Annotated in this window: 16 protein-coding genes; 11 read left to right on the forward strand and 5 right to left on the reverse strand. The window is 72.8% G+C overall.

Features of this window, described 5'->3' with window-relative positions; all coding sequences use genetic code 11:
- The first annotated feature begins 165 nt into the window (after positions 1-165).
- Positions 166-2,835, forward strand: a complete 2,670-nt coding sequence (locus DQE82_RS15195; protein ID WP_158559975.1) for an AAA family ATPase — start codon at positions 166-168, stop codon at positions 2,833-2,835.
- A gap of 54 nt (positions 2,836-2,889) precedes the next feature.
- Here the strand turns inward: DQE82_RS15195 and DQE82_RS15200 are convergent, their stop codons facing one another.
- A complete protein-coding gene (locus DQE82_RS15200; protein ID WP_147265139.1) occupies positions 2,890-4,584 on the reverse strand; it encodes a LuxR C-terminal-related transcriptional regulator in 1,695 nt (564 codons plus the stop codon).
- 1,000 nt (positions 4,585-5,584) lie between these two features.
- Between DQE82_RS15200 and DQE82_RS15205 the strand changes: the two genes are divergently transcribed.
- Positions 5,585-7,684, forward strand: coding sequence for an MMPL family transporter (locus tag DQE82_RS15205; protein WP_197494845.1), 2,100 nt, complete (start codon positions 5,585-5,587; stop codon positions 7,682-7,684).
- Positions 7,685-7,767: 83 nt separating this feature from the next.
- Complete coding sequence (locus DQE82_RS15210; protein WP_113973020.1) at positions 7,768-8,772, forward strand: nitronate monooxygenase family protein; 1,005 nt, start codon at positions 7,768-7,770, stop codon at positions 8,770-8,772.
- A gap of 51 nt (positions 8,773-8,823) precedes the next feature.
- On the opposite strand, the gene DQE82_RS15215 is transcribed toward DQE82_RS15210, so the two are convergent.
- Positions 8,824-9,240: a DUF4440 domain-containing protein gene (locus DQE82_RS15215; protein ID WP_043323046.1), complete on the reverse strand. Its 417-nt coding sequence runs from the start codon at positions 9,238-9,240 to the stop codon at positions 8,824-8,826.
- A 190-nt stretch (positions 9,241-9,430) separates the two neighbouring features.
- Between DQE82_RS15215 and DQE82_RS15220 the strand changes: the two genes are divergently transcribed.
- Complete coding sequence (locus DQE82_RS15220; protein ID WP_113973021.1) at positions 9,431-10,099, forward strand: NAD(P)H-dependent oxidoreductase; 669 nt, start codon at positions 9,431-9,433, stop codon at positions 10,097-10,099.
- 51 nt (positions 10,100-10,150) lie between these two features.
- Here the strand turns inward: DQE82_RS15220 and DQE82_RS15225 are convergent, their stop codons facing one another.
- Positions 10,151-10,828, reverse strand: a complete 678-nt coding sequence (locus DQE82_RS15225) for a TetR/AcrR family transcriptional regulator (protein WP_064445529.1) — start codon at positions 10,826-10,828, stop codon at positions 10,151-10,153.
- Between the two features lie 128 nt (positions 10,829-10,956).
- Here DQE82_RS15225 and DQE82_RS15230 point away from each other — a divergent pair, with 128 nt between their 5' ends.
- Both DQE82_RS15230 and DQE82_RS15235 read left to right on the forward strand, forming a co-directional pair.
- Positions 10,957-11,652: an NAD(P)-dependent oxidoreductase gene (locus DQE82_RS15230; protein ID WP_043323041.1), complete on the forward strand. Its 696-nt coding sequence runs from the start codon at positions 10,957-10,959 to the stop codon at positions 11,650-11,652.
- A 140-nt stretch (positions 11,653-11,792) separates the two neighbouring features.
- Positions 11,793-12,887 (forward strand): transposase, encoded by a 1,095-nt coding sequence (locus tag DQE82_RS15235; protein ID WP_113973022.1) that lies wholly within the window; start codon positions 11,793-11,795, stop codon positions 12,885-12,887.
- 16 nt (positions 12,888-12,903) lie between these two features.
- Here DQE82_RS15235 and DQE82_RS15240 read toward each other — a convergent pair whose 3' ends face one another.
- Positions 12,904-13,908 (reverse strand): 3-oxoacyl-ACP synthase III family protein, encoded by a 1,005-nt coding sequence (locus DQE82_RS15240; RefSeq protein ID WP_069088363.1) that lies wholly within the window; start codon positions 13,906-13,908, stop codon positions 12,904-12,906.
- A 253-nt stretch (positions 13,909-14,161) separates the two neighbouring features.
- Between DQE82_RS15240 and DQE82_RS15245 the strand changes: the two genes are divergently transcribed.
- Genes DQE82_RS15245 through DQE82_RS15260 form a run of 4 tightly spaced genes read left to right on the forward strand, consistent with a single transcriptional unit; the run spans position 14,162 to position 17,791 of the window.
- Positions 14,162-15,115, forward strand: coding sequence for an amidohydrolase family protein (locus DQE82_RS15245; protein ID WP_113973023.1), 954 nt, complete (start codon positions 14,162-14,164; stop codon positions 15,113-15,115).
- A 4-nt stretch (positions 15,116-15,119) separates the two neighbouring features.
- A complete protein-coding gene (locus DQE82_RS15250) occupies positions 15,120-15,929 on the forward strand; it encodes an arylamine N-acetyltransferase (protein WP_051610887.1) in 810 nt (269 codons plus the stop codon).
- A gap of 3 nt (positions 15,930-15,932) precedes the next feature.
- A complete protein-coding gene (locus DQE82_RS15255; RefSeq protein WP_113973024.1) occupies positions 15,933-16,772 on the forward strand; it encodes an arylamine N-acetyltransferase in 840 nt (279 codons plus the stop codon).
- Complete coding sequence (locus tag DQE82_RS15260; protein ID WP_233514672.1) at positions 16,769-17,791, forward strand: zinc-binding dehydrogenase; 1,023 nt, start codon at positions 16,769-16,771, stop codon at positions 17,789-17,791. Before DQE82_RS15255 ends, DQE82_RS15260 begins: the two co-directional genes overlap by 4 nt.
- On the opposite strand, the gene DQE82_RS15265 is transcribed toward DQE82_RS15260, so the two are convergent.
- Entirely contained in the window at positions 17,759-19,417 is a 1,659-nt protein-coding gene (locus DQE82_RS15265; RefSeq protein ID WP_113973025.1) for a helix-turn-helix domain-containing protein, read from the reverse strand. The genes DQE82_RS15260 and DQE82_RS15265 overlap by 33 nt on opposite strands.
- Positions 19,418-19,553: 136 nt before the next feature.
- Between DQE82_RS15265 and DQE82_RS15270 the strand changes: the two genes are divergently transcribed.
- Positions 19,554-20,096, forward strand: coding sequence for an SRPBCC family protein (locus tag DQE82_RS15270; RefSeq protein WP_064445522.1), 543 nt, complete (start codon positions 19,554-19,556; stop codon positions 20,094-20,096).

Genomic DNA, 20,096 nt, shown 5'->3' on the forward strand with positions numbered 1-20,096 from the left:
AGCGACGTCGCCGACGAACGGCCGCAGATCCCGTATAACTGAGTAGCCCGCACCGATCCGGCGTTCAACTGTCCAGAACGGACGGTCGAACGCCCGAGGACCTCGACTCGCGGCGCGCGTCGGACGATTCAGCAGAGGAAAAACGGGATGGTCATCATGAATCGCATGGCGGGGCGCGAGCGGGAATTGTCCTCATTGGGGGAACTGCTCGACGCCACCGTGCGAGGTTCCGGCGGCTGCGTCGTGGTCGACGGGCCGTTCGGCATCGGCAAGACCCACCTGCTGAAGGTCACCGGCCTGGAGGCGGCAGCCCGCGGGCTGACAGTGGTGGCCGGGCGGGCAAGCGTCACGGACCAGCCGGTGCCCGTTCACCTGCTGGTCAATTTCCTGCGCCACGCGATGCCCGGCGAAGCGGCGGTCGAGCAGCTCGCCGTCCCGGGCGCCAACCCGTTCTGGCTGATCGACCGGGTCGGCGATCTGGTCGAGGTCGCGGCGCGCCGGCGTCCGCTCGTGGTCGCCCTGGACGACGCCCAGCGCATCGACGACGTCAGCGCCCTCGCCCTGCGCGGACTCGTGCCGCGGCTGGCGTCCTCGCCGGTGCTCTGGCTGCTGGCCCGACGGCCGGTCGCCGCCGGGTCGATCGCCCAGCACGCCGTCGACTGGCTGGCCGAGCACGTCGCGGTACGGGTACGGCTGCGCGAGCCGGGCGAGGAGGCGGTGGCCGACCTGTGCGCCGGCCTCCTCGGCGCCCGGCCGGACGCCTCCGTCCTGCGCTGGGCGGCCCGCTGCGGCGGCAACCCGAAGGTGATGGAGAACGTGTTCAGCGCGTTCATCAAGGCCGGCCAGATGATCATCGTGGACGGCGCCGCGTCGGTGGTGTCCGACGGGCTGCCCGACGGTGTCCTCACCGCCGTCCACGGGCTGCTGGAGGAGATGCCGCCCCCGCTGCGGCGCCTGCTCGCGGCCGCCGGCCGGCTCGGCCACACGTTCCCCGCCGACCGGGTGACGGGCCTGCTCGACGGGCCGGCCGCCGACGTGTCCGCCGCGATCGACGAGGCGGTACGGGTCGGGCTGCTGCGGCGCGACGGCGCGGAGCTGACCTTCGCCCACCAGGTCGTCGGCGAGGCGCTTCGGCACGCCGCGTACCCGCGACCGGAGCGCGCCGAGCCCGCCACCGCGCCGGCGGCGGGCGACGTGGCGGACGGCCCGGCCCCGCGCGGGCGGCTCGGTCCGCCCCACTCCCCCGCCGGCGTACGTGTCGCCCGCTCCGCGCCGGAGGCGGCAGTGCCCGTCGCGGCGGCCGGGCCGGCGCCGCGCTCCGGCCGGTGCGGGTGCGACGAGGTGGTGGCGGAGGCCGTGTCCCACCTGGAGAACAGGTCCGCCGAGGCGCCGCGGGCGCTGGCCCGTGCGCTGCGCCTGCTGGCCGGGGCGGGACGGCCCACCGAGGCCGGCCGCCTCGCGGAGGTGATCCTGCGCCGCGACCTCCCGGCGGACGTCGAGACGCAACTCGTGCTCGAACTGGGCCACGGCATGCGGGCCGCCGGCAGCCACCGCCTGGCGGCCGGCTTCCTGCGGCGCACGCGCGCCCGCCGCGACGTGTGCGAGCTGGACCGGGCCAAGCTGGACCGGGCGCTCGCGGACGTCACGAAGCGCCTGGGCGGTGCGTCGCCCGCCGGGCCGGAGCCCGGGACCCCGTCGCCGGGCTGCGCGCCCGGCGGGCGGCCGCTGTGGACCTGGCTGGTCCGGGCACTGGCCGCGGCCGATCAGCGCGACGAGGCGCAGGCGGTGCTGGACACCGTACGGCCGACGACGCGGGAGTCCTGCCACACCGGCTCGGAGACGCTCCGGCGCGGCCACCGGGCCGAGCTGCTGGCGGCGGCGGGACGGCTGGAGGAGGCGCGCGCCGAGGCGGAGGCGGCGCTGCGAGCCGCCGATCGCGCCCGGCCGGCCGACTGCGTACCGGCGCGCCTGGTCCTGGCCCACCTGAGCGTGCACCGCGGTGACCTCGCCACGGCCAGCGACCAGTTACGGGCGGCCGAGCGGCTGGCCGGCGCCGACGACACGGCGCGGATGGACTGGGCGCTGGCCCGGTTCCACGCGGCCAGCGGCCGTCCGGCGATGATGGTGCAGACGTTGATCGACGTCGCCGGGCAGGTCGTACCCGATCCGCTGCTGTTCACCGAGGCGCCGGCCGCGGCGGCGGCGCTCGTCCGCCACGCCCGCCGGGCCGGGCTCGACGCGGAGGCCGAGCGGGCCGTGGAGGTCGCCCGGCGCGTCGCCCGCGGCAATCCGTTCGTCCAGTCGCTGGCGGCGGCGGCCGAGCACGCCGCGGGTCTGCTGCGCGACGATCCGGCGGCACTGCTGCGGGCCGCGGATCTGCACCGGCTCGCCGGCCGTACGCTGGCCGCGGCCGGCGCGGTGGAGGACGCGGCCGGGGGCACCCGGGACCGGGCCGAGGCCATCCGGCTCCTCGAAGCCGCGGCGGACGCCTACCGCGAGTGCGGCGCGCGACGCGACCTGGACCGCGTGGAGGCCGAGCTGCGTGGTGTGCCCGCGCACAACGTCCGCCCGCTGGTCCCGGACCGGCCCCGGTCCGGGTGGGAGAGCCTGACCAGCGCGGAGCTGCGGGTCGTGCGGGCCATCGTGGACGGGATGACCAACCGTGAGGCGGCGAGCTCGCTGTTCCTGTCCCCGCACACCGTCGACAGCCACCTGCGGCGCGTCTTCTCCAAGCTCGACATCAACAGCCGGGTCGAACTGACCCGCTGCTTCATCGCGCACGAGGCGGTCCGGCCGGCGCTGGCCACCCCACGCCAGCCGGCGTCCGCCGGCTGAGCGGGCCGTCCGGCGGACGGGCGCGGTTCAGCCGGCGGACGCCGGAGACGCGGTTCAGCTGGCCTTGCCGGTCACGGAGCCCGTGTCCCAGTCCGGCTCGCCGGTCATCGAATAGATCGCCGCACGGCTGGAGTAGGTGGCCGCGGCGTGCGCCAGCTCGGCCCGGGTGTTGAAGCCCAGCTTCCGGTAGACCTTCCGCAGGTGGTAGTTGACGGTGTGCGCGGACAGGTGGACCTGCTTGGCGATCTGCCGGTTCGTCAGGCCCACGCTCACCAGGTAGGCGATCCGCTGCTCCATGTCGGACAGGGTCGACCAGCAGCTCGCCGGTGGGACGCCGGTTTCCTCGGCGCGGGCCGGTGTCACCGGCCGTCCCCCCGCCTGGGCCTGCGCGGCGTAGAGCTTGGCGAGCTCCTCGGTGGCCAGCGCCACCGAGATCGGGTCCCGTGACTGCACGATGATGAGCGCCAGAGCCGCCGGGGCGCTGTTCGCCAGCGCGTGGGCGTGCATGGCGGTGAGGCTGACGACCTGGATCCCGGGATTGTCCGCGGCCAGCCCGTCCACCGTGGCGAGGACGCGGCGTTCGAGGTCACGGTCGTCCACGTCGCGGGCGAGCAGGACCAGGAAGGCGGCGGCGCTCGGCACCTCGACGTACAGGCGGCGTCGCGTCGGCAGGCGGCGGTGCTTGCCCGCCAGCAGCCGGGCGGCGGCCCGCGGGCCCTCCTGCTTGACCGTGATCAGCACTTCCGCCCACGAGTACTGCACCGAGTCGAGGACCACGTGGCGGTCCGCGTCCTTCTGCCCCCGCCTGAGGTACTCGATCGCGGCGGGCACGTCGCCCATGTAGAAGGAGGCGGTGCTGAGCACCGCGTAGGCGAGGGGCCGCAGCATGGGCACCGCGTCCCCGGCCACGGCGGCGGTGGCCAGCGCCGCCTCCCGGCGCGCGTCCCCGATCCGCCCGGCCTGCAGCAGCAGCCGGGACCGCATCACCGCCGGCGCGGCCGTCCAGATCGGCGCGGGCAGTCCGCGCAGGCCGGCCTCCGCCTCGTTGATCAGCGCCTCGGCCTCGTCGAACTCACGCAGGTTCGCGAGTTTGCCGGCGAGCGCGAGCTGGGCGTGCAGACGCCACACCGGTTCGGCCTCCGCGCCGGCCCGCACCGCCGCCCGTCCCAGCTCCAGGCCCTCCGCCAGCTTTCCCGCCGACCACAGCCCGGTGGACCGGGCGGTCAGCGCCATCGCCAGCGCGGCGTCACCGGACTCGGCGTCGCGTTCCCGCAGGATCGCCTCGGTCAGCGGATCGGTGCCCTCGCCGCCGAGCAGGAGATCGGCCAGCACCAGACACGCCTGCGCGTCACGCCGGGCGGCGGGCGACGCGGCCGGGCCGGCGAGAACCGCCTCGGCGACACGGACGCCGGCCTCGGCGTTCCCGCTCATGATCAGGCGGTGCGCGCGGGAACAGGATCCGGTGGCGTCCTCTCCGGCCGCGCTCACCGGCGCGGCAGTCGCGGCGTCCATCCGGCGATTCCGGTCGGCCACCGGGCTGCGTCGCCCGGAAAGGCTCATCGCCTCACGTCGTAAGGCGTCGCGGGCGGGCCCGGGAATGGCCTCGATGATGCCGCGCAGCAGGAAATCGCTCTGAAAGGCGAGCTGATGCTCGGCGGCCACGACGAAGCCCGAGGCGATCGCCTCGTCCACCGGCGGGAGCAGGGCCGCCGACGATCTGCCCAGCATTCTCGAGACGTCCTCCAGCATGAAGGATCTGCCCAATGCGGCGGCAACCTTCAGAAACTGCTGGCAGCCGGCGCTCACGTCATTCAATCGCCGCATGACAAAACTCAGCACACGCCGGGGAATTCGACGGGAAACCAATTCCGCCCGACCATTTCTCTCCCGGATCAATCCCTCTTCGGCGAGCCCGCGCGCCAGTTCGGCGACCAGGTGCGGATTTCCGCCGGCACCGCCCGCGAAGTCAATCAGCTCGCGGTGCACGTCGACCCCGAGGATCTCGCGCAGGACCTGCTCGTCGCTCCCTCCGCCCCCCGGCTGGGACACCGGCCCCCCGGCGGCGCACACCGGATTTCGTGCTGCGGCTGTCGCCTCGTTCTCCCGCGGCCGTCCCGTTGTCATAATCCCCCCGGAATATGCGCACACAGCTCAAGAAAAGCCTGGACTCGGTCGATGACGCTACCCCACAGCAACCACATTTGCCATCGATCACCGTCGTCGCTCATCATAACTATCCGGCAGGCCCCGGCGCAGCCGTCATATATCAGGCAGCATCCCGCTGATATCGGACTTACCTAAACAATGCCACGATTGGCAGAACTCGCACGCATGACCGAAACAGCCCTCGCCGCGGACCGTCCCGGACCGGCCGGCCGAACGTCCAGCACCATCATGACCAGGTGAAACAAGCTCCGACCGGAACACGGCGTCACTCCTGCCCGGTCCGGACGCGACCGCTCCCGCGGGCGGTCGACGGCGGCGGGTCACCGCACCGCTCTGCCGACAGAGAAAGCGCAGGATACGGCGCTGACCGGATACCGACAGGTGTACTGCAAATGGAGTACCGCAACCGTGGTAGCGACGTCCAGGAAGTGCCTGCATCCGTACGGCGACACAGAAGTGCCTGTTCACGACCATTAGGTAGAGCGCTTATTGACTTGAGGAGAAGATGATGCCTACCGAGACTCCCCGCACAGACGGAGCTCTGGCGGGATTGGCGCGGTTCTGTTACCGGCGTCGTCGACTGGTGCTCCTGACCTGGATCGTCGGCGTCATCGCCCTGGCGTTCCTGGGCTTCCGCTACGGCGCCGCCCCGGACAACGTCTACTCCGGCGGGGACTCCCATTCCGCACGGGCGCAGGCCCTGATCGAGAAGCACTTCCCCGAGCAGCGGGGCGACACGCTCACCCTGGCCATCAAGGCCGAGCGGGGCATCGACGACCCGGCGGCGCGGCAGAAGATCGAGAAGGTCATCTCCGACCTGGACGCCTCACCGGTGACCGGGCCGATCGTCTCGCCCTACGACGACCGCAACCTGGTCACCGCCGACCGCCGCATCGCCCGGACGACGATCCCGCTGACCTCGATGGACGTGGAGAAGGCCGAGGCCAAGCCACTCGTCGACACGGTCAAGGACGCCTCCGGCGACGGCGTGACACTGGGGCTGGGCGGCGAGCGGGCGGAGAAGGCGGAGACGCCCCCGCAGGGTCCGGCCGAGGCGGTCGGCGTGGTGACCGCCGCGGTGATCCTGTTCCTCGCGTTCGGCTCGCTGGTGGCGATGGGCCTGCCGATCGTCACCGCGCTGCTGGCGGTGCTCGGCGGCGTCGCGCTGATGAAGCTCGTCGGACACCTGGTCCCCTCACCGGACTTCACGGTGCTCATCGCCGTGCTGATCGGCCTCGGCGTCGGCATCGACTACGCGTTGTTCATCCTCACCCGCTTCAAGGACAGCCTGGTGGAGGGGGACGATCCCGAGAGCGCCACGGTCAAGGCCATCACCACCGCCGGTCACGCGGTCCTCTTCGCGGGCACCACCGTGATGATCGCGCTGCTGGGCCTGATCGCCATGGGCCAGAAGATGATGAACGGCGTCGCGCTCGGGGCCTCGGCGACGGTGCTGGTGACGATGATCGCCGCGGTCACGCTGATGCCGGCCTTCCTGGGCTTCGCCGGCTACAAGATCCAGGGTCTGCGCGTACCGCGCCGGGGCCCCCTTCGGCAGGCCGGCTCCGACGCGCCGAAGCAGGAGCGCCGCACGCTCGCGGAACGCTGGGCCGGCGTGGTGCAGCGCCGCCCGGTCATCGCCGCGCTCGGGGCAACCGCCATCCTGCTGGTGCTGACCGCGCCGCTGCTGTCGATGCGGCTGAGCCTGCCCGACGCCAGCGTCCAGCCCCGCGACCGCAGCAGCTACACCTCGTACGAGATCCTGTCCGAGGGCTTCGGCCCCGGCTACGGCGCTCCCCTGATCTTCGCCGCCGAGGTCGGCGACGGAAACAGCGACCTCGGTCCGGTCGTCGCCGCGGTGAGCGGCACCGAGGGCGTGGCGTACGCGACGCCGCCCCGGATCAGCCAGGACGGGCAGGCCGCCGTCTTCATGGCCTTCCCCCGCACCGGCGCCCAGGACGAGGCCACCGCGGACCTGGTGCACAAGCTGCGCGACGACGTGCTCCCCGCGGCGTCCGGCGGCCGCGAGGTCTATCTCGGCGGCCCGAACGCCGGCGCGATCGACCTCGCCGAGGAGACCAGCTCCCGGCTGCCCGTGATGATCACCGTGGTCATCCTGCTGTCCCTGCTGCTGCTCGTCGTGCTGGTGCGGTCGGTCACGATCGCGCTGCAGGCGGCGGTGATGAACCTGCTGTCCATCGGCGCCTCGTTCGGTGTGCTGGTGGCGATCGTGCAGTGGGGTTGGCTCGGGTCCGCCCTCGGCTTCCCCACCTCCATGCCGATCACGACATGGGTGCCGATGATGATGTTCCCGCTGCTGTTCGGCCTCTCCATGGACTACGAGGTCTTCCTGATCTCGCGGATCCGTGAGGAGTACGAGCGCACCGGCGACACCCGCCGTGCCGTGACCCGCGGTCTGGCCCGTACCGCCAAGGTGATCACGGCGGCAGCCGCCATCATGATCGCCGTGTTCACCACCGGCATGCTCGGCCCCGACGTCTCGGTCAAGCAGGTCGGCCTGGGCATGGCGGTGGCGGTGTTCGTCGACGCCACCATCGTCCGGATGATCCTCGTCCCGGCCGTGATGGAGCTGTGCGGCAAGGCCAACTGGTGGATGCCCGGACGGCGGGCGAAGACGGCCCCGGTTCCCCCGGCCGGGGTCGAGGAAGCGGCCCGGATCTGAGCCCTTCCCCCACAGGGTGCGGGGAACCCCTGGACGGGGTTCCCCGCACTCGCTGTCGTCCGGAACCGACGTAGGGTCACGCCATGACCGAGCTGCTCCCTCCCCTCGTGGTCGCCCCGATGGCCGGAGGTCCGTCGAACCCGGCGCTGGTCACCGCCGCCGCCCGGGCCGGCTCGGTCGGCTTCCTCGCCGCCGGCTACCAGACCCCCGAGGCCGTCGAGGACCAGGTACGCGCGACGCGCGCGGCCGGCGTGCCGTACGGGCTCAACATCTTCGTGCCGACCCCGGCCGAGCCGGACCCGGCGCGGGTGGAGGCGTACCGCCGGTTGTTGCTGCCGGAGGCGCAGCGGTACGGGGTGGACCTGCCGACGCCGCGCCGGCACGACGACGACCACTTCGCCGCGAAGGTGGACCTGGCGGTGGCGTACGCGGTCCCGCTCGTGAGCTTCGCGTTCGGCGTACCGCCGGCGGGCGTGGTGCGGGCGCTGCGCGACGCCGGATGCCACGTGCTGATCACCGTCACCTCGGCCGACGAGGCCCGCCGGGCGGTCGCCGCCGGACCGGACGCGCTCGTCGCGCAGGCGGGCACGGCGGGCGGGCACGCCTCGACCACCGATCCGTCCGGCTACCGGCCGCGCGGCGAGGCGCGGGACCTGCTCGCCGCCGTACGGTCGGTCACGGACCTGCCGGTCGTCGTGGCCGGCGGAACCTCGTCCGCCGAGGATGTCGCGCGGCTGCGCGCGGCCGGCGCGGCGGCGGTGCAGAGCGGCACCGCGTTCCTGCTCGCCGACGAGGCCGGCACCCGGCCGGCGCAGCGCGCCGCGATGCTCTCCGGCGACTTCCGCCGGACCGTTGTCACCCGGGCGTTCACCGGTCATCCGGCGCGGGCCCTGGCCAACCGCTTCACCGACGCCTACTCCGCGGCGGCGCCGGTCGCCTATCCGGCGGTGCACCACCTGACCGCGCCGATCCGGGCCGCGGCGGCACGTCTCGGTGACGCCGAGGCGCTGAACCTGTGGGCCGGGACCGGTTTCGCGTCCGCCGTGCCGGGCCCGGCCGCCGACATCGTCGCCCGATTGACGGGCTGACCGTCCGGCCGGCCGGTCACCGGCGCCGCTGCGGCCCGGTGTCGACAGTGGTCAGGGTGCGGTGGGACCGGCGGCGCCCAGGCCGGCGGGGTTGCTGATGACGCAGCGCCAGGCGCCGTCCGCGCCGCGCCGGAGCACGTCGACGGCGGTGCCCTCGATCCGGAGCGGGGTGCCGTCGGGTCCGGTTCCCTCGTGGACGTAGTCGTTGATCACCAGGGCGATGTCGCCGGTGACGTACTGGTGGCGGACGGCCACCTTGATCGGCAGGAAGTGCTGCTCCTCCCGGCTGCGCGCGCGCCTCTGGTCGCCGGTCAGGACCGTGCCGGGGGCGAGGATCAGCAGGGCGTCCGGCTCGTAGAGCTGCTCCAGCTGGTCGAGATCGCGGTTGTTGAACGCGCGCTCGAACAGGGGCAGGAGCGCGGCGGGGTCGGTGGGTGCGGCGGGCGGTTCCGCGGAAGCGTTCGACATGGGCGCAGCACACCCGGACCGGGACGGACCGGTCAACGGTGACGGGCCGGTTCTGTCAGGTCGCGGCCCCGGCGGACATCGAGGTGACTAACTAAGATCCGCGCCGTTTGCCGGGCGGGGCGCGGCCGACAGGATGCCCGTAGATGGCCCATGCGATGCCCAGGCGCATCGACTCGTGAGGAGCGTTCCTGTGATCAAGGTGGCAATCATCTTCCACTCCCGCAGCGGCAATACCTACCAGATGGCCGTGGCAGCGGCGGCTGCGGCGGTGAAGGCGGGCGCGGAGGCGCAGCTCTACAAGGTGCCCGACCTGCCCAGCCCGATGGTGCTCGACCACAAGGCGTACGCCGAGCTCAACGCCGAGACCGCGGACGTCCCGGTGGCCACGCTCGCGGACCTGGTCGCGGCGGACGCCATCATGATCGGCACGCCGGTGCACTACGGGCTGCCGGCTCCGCAGATCCTCGACTTCATCGACCACTCCGGACCGGTCGCCATTCCGGGTGACCTGGCGAACAAGGTGGTGTCCGTGTTCGCGTCCGGCTCGATGCCACACGCCGGGCAGCAGGCGGCCATCCTGGCGCTGCACAACTGCATCTGCCACTGGGGTTCGCTGATCGTCCCGAACGGCTCCAGCGTCGAGGTGCTCGGCCTGCCGAACAACGGCGCGCCGTACGGCACGTGCAGCGTCTCCCGGCACGAGGCGAACAACGTCCACGAGGACAACCTCGCCGCCATCGAGTACCAGGCGCTGCGGCTGGTCGAGGTGGCCACCGCGTACAAGATCGGCCGCGAGCAGACCACGTCGGCGATCAGGTACGTGGACCGCCGGCTGCTGGCGGAGAAGTTCGGCCTCTGACTCCGACATGAACCGGCCCGCCCGGCGCGGGCCGGTTCGGCGTGTCCGGCCTCAGGTGGCGCCGGCTGCGGCGCGGGCGGTCAGACCGTCGAGCACGTACGCCAGCCCGAGCGCGAAGTTCGTGTCCCAGTCGTCGTCGAGCAGGTGCCGCTGCGCGGCCAGTGTGGGATAGCTGGCGCTGTGCCGCTCCAGCATCAGCTGGCCCTCCCGGCGTTCGGCCGCCGACCACCGCAGCGTGGCCTGGCTGGCCGCGGAGCCCTGGACGTGGCTGTAGAGCACCCAGCTCGCCGCGGTGACGTCCCGGGAGGTGAACCCGGCGCGGGTCAGGGTGGCCTGGAGGAACTCCATCCAGGACAGGAAGCCGGGGCCGACCGCGGGGCGTCGTCGCATCACCGCCGACCACGGGTGCCGCAGCAGCGCGGCACGGCGCTCGGTCAGCAGCGTCGTGACGTCCGCCCGCCAGTCGTCGCCGGGCGGCGGTGGCGGCGTGGCGGCGAACACCGCGTCGACCGCGAGGTCGATCACGTCCTCCTTGGTGTCCACGTGCCAGTAGAGCGTGGTCGTGCCGACGCCGAGGCGGTCGGCGAGGCGGCGCATGGTGAGCTGCCCGACGTCGTCCTCGTCCAGCAGCTCGACCGCGGCGGCGGTGATGCGCTCGACGGTCAGTGGCGGGTCGGGCCGCCCGGCCGACGTCGTCCGCAGCCACAGGCTCCGGCTCCGCTCCGCCATCCCGTCACCCGCCTCGCCCGAAATCTGCCTGTTCCGCCCGTGAGCGTAGTACATTGGTCGGGCACCGGAACGTTGTTCGACTGCTGGACCGTCGTTCGACCCTCGCGCCGACGAAGAGGTGGGGCCAGATGAGACTCGTGGTGTTCGGCGCGAACGGCCCCACCGGCCGGCTGGCCACCGAGCTGGCGATGGCCCGGGGTCACGTCGTCACAGCAGTGACCCGGCGTCCGGAGTCCTTCCCGGTGCGGGGCGAGAACCTGCGGGTGGTGGGCGCCGACGTGCTGGACGCCGCGGCTGTCGACGCCGCCGTCGCCGGCCAGCAGGCGGTGATCTCGACGCTGGGTGTGCCGTACACGAAGGAGACGGTGCGAACCTACTCCGAGGGCGCCGCCAACATGATCGCCGCGATGCGGGCCCACGGCCTGCGCCGGCTGGTCTGCGTGACGTCGACCGGCACCAGCGGCGAGCACGCCGAGGGCGAGACGTTCACGTTCAAGAAGATCATCGCGCCGATCCTGCTGCGGATGGGACGCACCGTCTACGAGGACATGGCGCGGATGGAGAAGGTGGTGTCGGAAAGCGGTCTGGACTGGACGGTCATTCGTCCGGCCGGCCTCTTTGACGGTGACGGCGTCACCGACTACCGGGCCGAGCCGCGCCGGCTCCCCGGCCGGTTCACCTCCCGCACCGACCTGGCCGACCTGCTCGTCCGGGAGGCGACCGAGGACCTCCACGTCGGCCAGTTCATCGACGTGGTCACCACCACCGGCGCGCCGACCTTCGCGCAGATGTTCATCCGGGAGGCGCTGCACATCGGCAAGTGACGCCCGCCCCGCGGGCCTCCCGGCGACCTGCGCCTCGGCCAACCACTGTGGCCCCGAGGGCGGTGCCGCCAGCACCTCGACCATCCTCGCCGCGGGTTCCAAGCTCGTGTGCATTCGCCGCCGCGCCGCGAGGAGGCAGGATGCTGCTGGACGAGGACCTGACGGATCTGTGTGACGACATCCTGGCCGGGCTGCCGCGCAGCGATCAGCGACGGCGCGGCCGGGAGTACGTCCGCGGGCTGCTGCTGGCCCGGGGACGCAAGTCGATCCGCAACATCGCCGCGATCTCCACGGAACCCGCCGCGGAGCAGGCGCTGCACCATTTCGTCAGCGACTCCACCTGGGACTGGATGCCGGTCCGGCGGGCGCTCGCCCGGCACGTCACGCGGATCAGCGGGGCCCGGACCTGGGTGCTGCAACCGACCCTGATCCGCAAGGCCGGGACGCACTCGGTGGGCGTCGGCCGCCGGTACTCGCCGGGCCTGGGGCAGTCCCTCAACGCGCAGCACGCGGTTGGTCTCTGGGCGGCCTCGACGAGCGTCGTCACGCCGGTCAACTGGCGGCTGCACCTCAACGAGGACTGGTTGTCCGACGAGAAGCGCCGCCGGCGCGCGGCCATCCCGGACGACCTGGTCGCCCAGTCGCTGGGCGCCTGCACCGTCGAGGCGTACCTGGAACTGGGGGCGCCGGCCGGCGAGCTGGTCGTGGTGGACGCGCGGGAGATGGACGTCGAGGCGGTGGTCCGCCGGTTACGGGCCGCCGGAGCGCCGGTGCTGGTCCGGGTGCCCGCCGGCCTGCGGCTGGTCCCGGCCGCCGGCGCCACCGCCGAGCCGGCCGGCGACCTGGCGGCGACCGTACGGCACCAGCGCCGGCCGGTCTTCGGGCTCACGGCGCGCCCGCCGGTGCTGGCCGGCACCGTCGCGGTTCGGCTGCCCAGCACCCGCAGCTACGATCCCCTGCTCCTGGTGGAGCTGAGCGCGCCGGGGCGCGGTGAGCCCGGCCAGCTGTGGCTGACCAGTCGCGGCGACATCGGCCTCGCCGACCTGGTCCGCCGGGCGGCGCTGGTCCGGCGGGTCACCGACGACCTGGAGTCCACCGGCGACCAGGTGGGACTGCGCGACTTCACCGGCCGCTCGTACCGGGGCTGGCACCGCCACGTGACGCTGGCGTCGGCGGCGCACACGGTGCTCGCGACGCACGGCCGGCCGGAGCCGGCCCTGCGGCGCACCTCCTGACGCGCGACGGGCGGGCTCAGCCGGCCTGGAGCAGGGTCATCCCCATGGACATCCCGCCGCCGAATGCGGTGAGCAGCACGAGGTCACCGACGCGGACCCGGCCGGAGCGGCACAGCTGGTCGTAGGTGATGGGCACCGCGGCGGCGCCGGTGTTGCCATAGGCGGTGTACGTGCTGGCGACGCGGTCGAAGGGCAGCCCGAGCCGCTCCGCCATCGAGGCGAGGATCCGGCCGTTGGCCTGGTGCGGCACCAGATGCCCGAGCCGGTGCGGCGGCACACCGTGCTCGGCCAGGAACTCGGCGATGCCGGCGACCACGTACGTGTCGATGAACTCGCGTACTCCCCGGCCGTCCATCCGGAAGTGGTGCGAGCCGTCGCGGAGCGTCTGCTCGGAGGCCGGCAGGCGGCTGCCACCGGCCGCCACGCCGATCAGCCCGCGCGCCTCGGCGAAGCTGAGCAGCCGGGTGGCCACGACCCGGTGCGCGCCACCGACCCCGATCACCGCGGCGCCCGCGCCGTCGCCGAACAGCACCACTGTGCGGCGGTCCTGCGGCGACAGGATGCGCGAGTAGACGTCCGCGCCGATCACCAGCGCCGGCCGGTCCCCCGCTGCGGTCACCAGCCGCTCGGCGACCGCGAGCCCGTAGCTGAAGCCGCTGCACACCGCGTTGACGTCGAACGCGGCGGTACCCCGTCCGGCGCCGATCTCGTGGGCGACGACGCTGGCCGTGGGTGGTTGCGGCGAGTCCGGCGTCGACGTGGCCACCACGACGAGCGCCAGGTCGGCCGCGTCGACGCCGGCGTCCGCGAGCGCGATGCGCGCCGCGCCGATCGCCAGGTCGGAGGTCGCCTCGTCCGGCTTGGCCCACCGCCGCTGCCGGATGGCCGTCTTCTCGTACACCCAGTCGCCGGTCACGCCGGCGTGCTCGGCCGCCTCGTCGTTAGTCACCACCCGGCCGGGCAGGTAGGAGCCGGTGCCGAGCACACCGATCGGCCGGTCGCCACGCGAATATGTGAGCATGCGCCAGGTCCATTTCTTCACCAGCCGTCGATCGCGAAAATTGCGATAAGGACGGGCACCGACTTCGCGGCGAATAGTGTCGACGGTCCTCCAGACCAGACCTGCGGTCAATGTATGGCACCCGCAACGGGCAGGGCAACCGGCGGAGCCGACGTGACATATTCACCCGCACCGCCTTGGCCGGGCGCGCTCCGGTCACCACCATGCGGATGTGGACGCCAACCCCGTAAACGGTCCGGCCGGGTCACCGTGGATGGACGCCATCGACGTGCACCATCACATAATTCCCGATTTCTATGCGGCCGAGCTTCGCGAATTGGGTGGTTCCACGGTTCTTTCCGGAGTGGACCGCCCCACGTGGAGCCGGTCGGGCAGCCTCGCCATGATGGATCGGCAGGGCATACGCGCCGCGATCGTCAGCCTGTGGCCGGGCGTACCGTCGCTGGACCGCGCCCGCAGCCGCGCTCTCGCGCGGCGGCTGAACGAGTACCTGGCCGAGTTCGTGGCGGCCGGCGACTGCCGCTTCGGCGCGTTCGCGGTGCTGCCCTTCCCCCACCTCGACGACTGCGTGGCGGAGTTCGTCCACGCGGTCGACGTGCTCGGCCTGGACGGACTCGGGCTGCTCACCAACTACGACGGGCTCTACGTCGGCGACCGCCGGCTCGATCCGCTGCTGGCCGAGGCCGAGCGGCGGCGTACGCCGATCTTCGTGCACCCGGCGGCGCCGCCGGCCACCGGCCAGCCCGCCTTCGGGCTGCCGCTGTCGCTGTACGAGTTCCCGTTCGAGACGGTGCGGCTGGTGGCGCAGCTGCTCTACAACGGCACGCTGGAGCGGTTCCCCGAGCTGCGGATCATCCTGCCGCACGGCGGCGGCGGGGTCACCTACTACGCCGACCGGCTCACCTACGGCCCGGTCATCAACCGCGACCTCGCCGACCGCCTGCCGGACGATCCCCTCGCCGTGCTCCGCCGCCTCTACTTCGACGTGGCGATGTGCGGCCGGCACGCGCTCGCCTCGCTGCGGCTGTTCGCCGATCCGGAACGGGTCCTGGTCGGCTCCGACTACCCGTTCATGCCGGAGTCCTTCGGCGCCTCGATCGGTGCGGGAGTGGCGCGCCACGCGGACCTCGATCCGGGGTGGTGGGCCGCGGTCAACCGGTCCAACGCGGCGAAGCTGTTCGCCCGTTTCCCCTCGACAGGAGAGTGACCACATGCTCGACGACACGCTTGTCGACGCGTACCTGAACCGCATCGGTGTGGCCCGGCCGGAGCGGCTCGACGCCGAGGCGCTGCGGCTGCTGCACGCGCAGCACGAGCTGACGGTGCCGTTCGAGACCATCGACTACCACCTCGGCAAGGAGATCTTCATCGACGAGCGGGTGGTCGAGAAGATCGTGTACCAGAACCGCGGCGGCGGCTGCGGCGAGATCAACAACGCGTTCCACTACCTGCTGGAGGCGCTGGGCTTCGACGTCACGCTGCACCAGGGCCGGGTCTGGCTCGGGCACGAGTTCACGCCGCCGTACAACCACTCGGTGACCACGGTGCGCATCGGCGAGCAGCGGTGGCTGAGCGACGTCGGCCTGGGTCGCAGCAGCCGCTACCCGCTGCTGCTGGAGTCGCCGCAGCCGCAGGAGGACCCGCACGGCACCTTCTCCACCAAGCGGGTCGCCGACAACGCCACCGACGTCTTCCGGGCCGACGCGCTGCAGTACCGCTTCTACGACGAGCCGGTCGTGGCGGCCGACGGCATGCAGGTGCTGTGGTGGTACCGCACCTCACCGGACTCGCCGTTCCTGCAGAACCTGTCCTGCACGCTGCCGACCGAGAACGGGCGCATCATCCTGCGGGAGAACAAGCTCGTCGTGATCGACGGCGACGAGCGGCGCATCGAACGGATCACCAACGACGACGACCTGCTGGCGGCGTACGACAAGTACTTCGGCATCAAGCTGGACGCGCCGCCGAAGCCGAGTCCGCACGTCAAGAAGTCGATGCGCATGTCGTACGAGCGGGACTGAGCCGTGCTGACCGACGAGCAGGTGCGCGGCTACCTGGACCGGATCGACGCCGCCCGCCCCGAGCGGCCGGACCTCGCGGCGCTGCGCGACCTGCAGGAGCGCCACACGTTCACGGTGCCGTTCGAGAACCTGGACTACCACCTGGGCCACGAGATCTACATGGACGAGCGGGTGCTGGACAAGGTGATCCGCCAGCGCCGCGGCGGCGGCTGCTTCGAGATCAACACCTCGCTGTTCTTCCTGTTGCGGGCGCTGGGTTTCGCGGTGACGCTGCATCAGGGGCGGGTTTGGCTCTCCGGGCGGTTCAACGGCCCGCACAATCATCTGATGCTGACCGTGGACCTGCCCGAGACCGGCTCCCGCTGGCTGGTCGACGTCGGCTTCGGCAAGAACAGCCGGTTCCCGTTCCGGCTCGACGCGGCCGAGCCGTACGTGGACCCGCACGGCCGGTTCGCCACCCGGCGGGTCGAGCCGGGGGTCGTCGACGTGTACCGCAACGACGCGCTGCAGTACCGGTTCCACGACGAGCCGGCCGACCTGGCCGACTTCCGGCAGAACCTGTGGTGGTACCGCACCTGCCCGGACTCGCCGTTCCTGCGGAACATGTTCTGCACGCTGCCCACCGCCGACGGCCGGGTCACGCTCCAGGGCGACGTGCTGACGGTCATCGCCGGCGACCGCCGGAGCGTCGAGACGCTCACCGACGACGACGCGCTGCTGGAGGCGTACCGGCGGTGGTTCGGGATCGTCCTGGACAAGCCGCCGACGCCGAGCCCGTACGCGGACCAGTCGTCGCGCATGGCGTTCTTCCAGAACGACGACGGCGGGCCGGCCCGCCGATGACGACAGTGCGGGCCGCCTACGTCGACCGGCTGGGCCCGGCCACCGAGATCCGGTACGGCGAGTTGCCCGCGCCCCGGCCGGGCCCCACCGACGTGCTGGTCGACACGCTCGCCACCACCGTCAACCACGTCGACACGTTCGTGCGGGCCGGCACGTACCGTACGCCGGTCCCGCTGCCGTTCGTGGTGGGCCGGGACGTGGTGGGCGTGGTCGCGCACGCCGGTGACGGCGTGGCCGGCTTCCGCCCCGGCGACCGGGTCTGGTGCAACAGCCTGGGCCACGGCGGACGTCAGGGCGCGGCCGCCGAGCAGGTGGTGGTGCCCGCGGACCGGCTGTACCCGCTACCGGCGGCGGCCTCGGTGGAGGCGGTCACCGTGCTGCACCCGGCCGCCACCGCCTACCTGGCGCTGGCGGTGCACGGCCGCATGCGCCCCGGTGAGACGGTGGTGGTGGGCGGTGGCGGCGGCAACGTCGGCTCCGCGTTGATCACGACGGCGACGGCGCTGGGCGCGCGCGTGGTCGCCACCGCGGCGCCCCGTGACGAGGCGTTCTGCCGGGCCGCCGGCGCCGTCGAGGTGGTCGACTACGCCGCACCGGATCTCGGTGACCGGCTCGCCGCGTCCTGCCCGGAGGGCGTCCACGTCTACCTGGACACCTCCGGCACCAACGACCTGGACCTGGCGGTCGGGCAACTCGCCGTACGGGGGCGGATCGTGCTGCTCGCGGGCGCGCGGACCCGTCCCGCGCTGCCCGCCGGTGAGCTGTACACGAACGACAGGTCGATAGTCGGTTTCGTCATCTCGCTCGCCACGACCGCGGAACTGGCGGAGGCGGCCGGTTTCATCAACCGGCTGCTCGCGGCCGACCGGCTGCGCCCGCGCGAGGTGGTGCGGCTTCCGCTGTCCGCGATGCGGGAGGCGCACCGGATGGTGGAGGACGGCGAGATGCGCGGGCGGCGGGCCCTGGTCGTCCCGGACGGCGCGGCGTCACAGCTCGGTGAGCAGGCGGTGCAGGCGTAGCGCGAGCTGGATCTCCAGCGCCCGTGCCGGGAGTTGCCAGGTCGGGCCGAGCAGGCGCTTCACCCGGTCCAGCCGCCGGGTGACCGTGTTCGGGTGCATGTGCAGCAGTTCCGCCGCGTTGGTCGGGCTGCGGCCGGCCTCGAAGTACGCGTCGAGCGTGCGGGCGAGGTCGCCGTCGCGGTGCCGGTCGTAGTCGAGCACCGGCTGGAGGGTGGCGTCGATGAACTGGTCGATGCCCTCCCGGCCGGCCAGCAGCATCGGCAGGAAACCCAGCTCCCGTACCGACACGCCGCGACCGGCCAGCTCCATTGAGATCATGACGTCGAGGCAGCGCAGCGCCTGCCGGTAGCGCACCGCCACCCGCTCCGGCCCGGAACCGCTGTCGGACGCCGCGGCCGTCACCGGGCGGCCGAAGAGCGCGCCCGACTCCTCCGCCGCCGTCCGGGCGACCTCGGCCGGGTCGGCCTCCCCCGGCAGCAGCAGCACGATGTCGTCGTCGTGCAGCGCGGACAGACCGTCACCCCGGGCGGCGAACGCCGCGCTCCACATCGACGCCCAGTGCGGGCTGACGCCGTCCGGGCGCAACACCACCACGACGTACGGCCGGTCCAGCCGCACGCCCAGCCGCCGGGCCCGTTCGACAAGCGTGCCGGTGGGCTGCGGCGTGGTGATCAGCTCGTTGAGCAGGGCACGGCGGGCCTGGCTCTCCCGGCTGTCGTCGAGCTGGCGCAGGATCACCGCCGCCGCCTGGGCGATCAGGAGCAGGAGCTGCCCGTCCGGGTCGGCGAGCGGGCTGTCCATCTCCAGCAGCAGGTCTCCCATCCGCCGGTCGCCGGCCAGCACCGGGACGACCATGCGGCGGCCGTCCGGCACGCCCGGCTCCGGTCCGGCGGCGGCGGACCGGCTCGCGGCGACCACCAGACCGTCGTCGGTGCACAGCCGCACCGACGCGCCGAGACGCCGGTCGGCCTCCACCACGAAGGCGCGCGCGTCGCCGCGGGCCACGGCCAGGTCGATGAAGCCGTAGTGCGCGGAGCGCAGCGCCCGCATCCGGTCCAGGTCGGCGGCGGTACGGGCGGACTGCTGCTCCAGCCCGTAGAGCCGGGCGATCGCGACGTCCAGCAGTTGCGTCTTCTCCATCGCCGCGCCCGCGAGCCGGGCGAACGAGGTCAACTGGACGCGCTCCCCCTCGGTGACCGTCCGGGGGCGCCGGTCGGCGAGGTACAGCGCGGCGACGGACCGGCGGGGGGCGTATCCGCGCAGGTGGCCCAGACGTACCGCGACCACCGCGTGCAGTGCCCCGTCGCCGTCCGATCCGGACACCGGCGCGGCGGCCGGGGCGGATTCCGCGTCACCGCACCACAGCGGCGATCCGTCCAGCAGCGCCGCGCCGGAGGGATGGTGACCGGGCAGGTCCAGCCGGCCGTCCTCGTGTGGGCCGTCCACTGCCCGTACCGTGATCGTCGGTCCGTCCTCGGACACGACGGCGACGAAGGCGGCCGGCGCGTCGAGCAGCCGCCGGCCCTGCCGGGCGATGTCCCGCAGCAGACCGCCTTCGTCGTGCGGCACCCCGGCGTCGTCGGCGGAGCCGGGCACGGCGGCGCCTTGTTCCGTGCTCCCCCCCATGACTCTTCCCGTGTCCTTAGTCGCGTCGCGGATCTGCGCCGGATTATAGGCGTCCCGGCCACGAAAGACGTCGAACCTGATGAATCACAGTCGAACACTTTGACCCTTCGGGAAGCCGATAACGACGATTCTCCGCATGGCCGAAACCGATACCACCACGCCACTGTTCGAATCGCAGGCGGAAATCGTCGTCGACGCCACTCCGGACGAGGTCTACGCGCTCGTCAGTGACCTTCCCCGGTGCCGGGAGTGGAGCACCGAGTGCACCGGAGGCGAGTGGATCAGCGGCCGTCCCGGCGCCGCCGGGGCGGTGTTCCGCGGCCACAACGTCCGCGGCGAGGACGTCGTCGCCTGGGCGCCGGTCGTCCGCGGCGTCTGGACCACGGAGTCGCAAGTGCACACCGCGATCCCCGGCGTCGAGTTCAGCTGGGCGATGCGGGACAGCCGGGGGCGCGCCCAGAGCAGCGTGTGGGCCTTCCGGATGAGCCCCGAGGGCGCCGGCTGCCGCCTGACGCACCACTTCCGGATGGACGAGCCCACCGAGGGCATCCGCAAGATCACCCGAGACATGGACGACGACGAGCGCCGGCGTTTCGTCACCGAATGGGGCGCCAAGGTCGGCGCCGATCTGCACGAGACGCTGCGCCGACTCAAGTCGATCATCGAGACCGAACGGTAG

Origin of the sequence: Micromonospora sp. LHW51205, from assembly GCF_003315815.1 — a bacterium.
GTDB classification, from domain to species: domain Bacteria; phylum Actinomycetota; class Actinomycetes; order Mycobacteriales; family Micromonosporaceae; genus Micromonospora; species Micromonospora chalcea.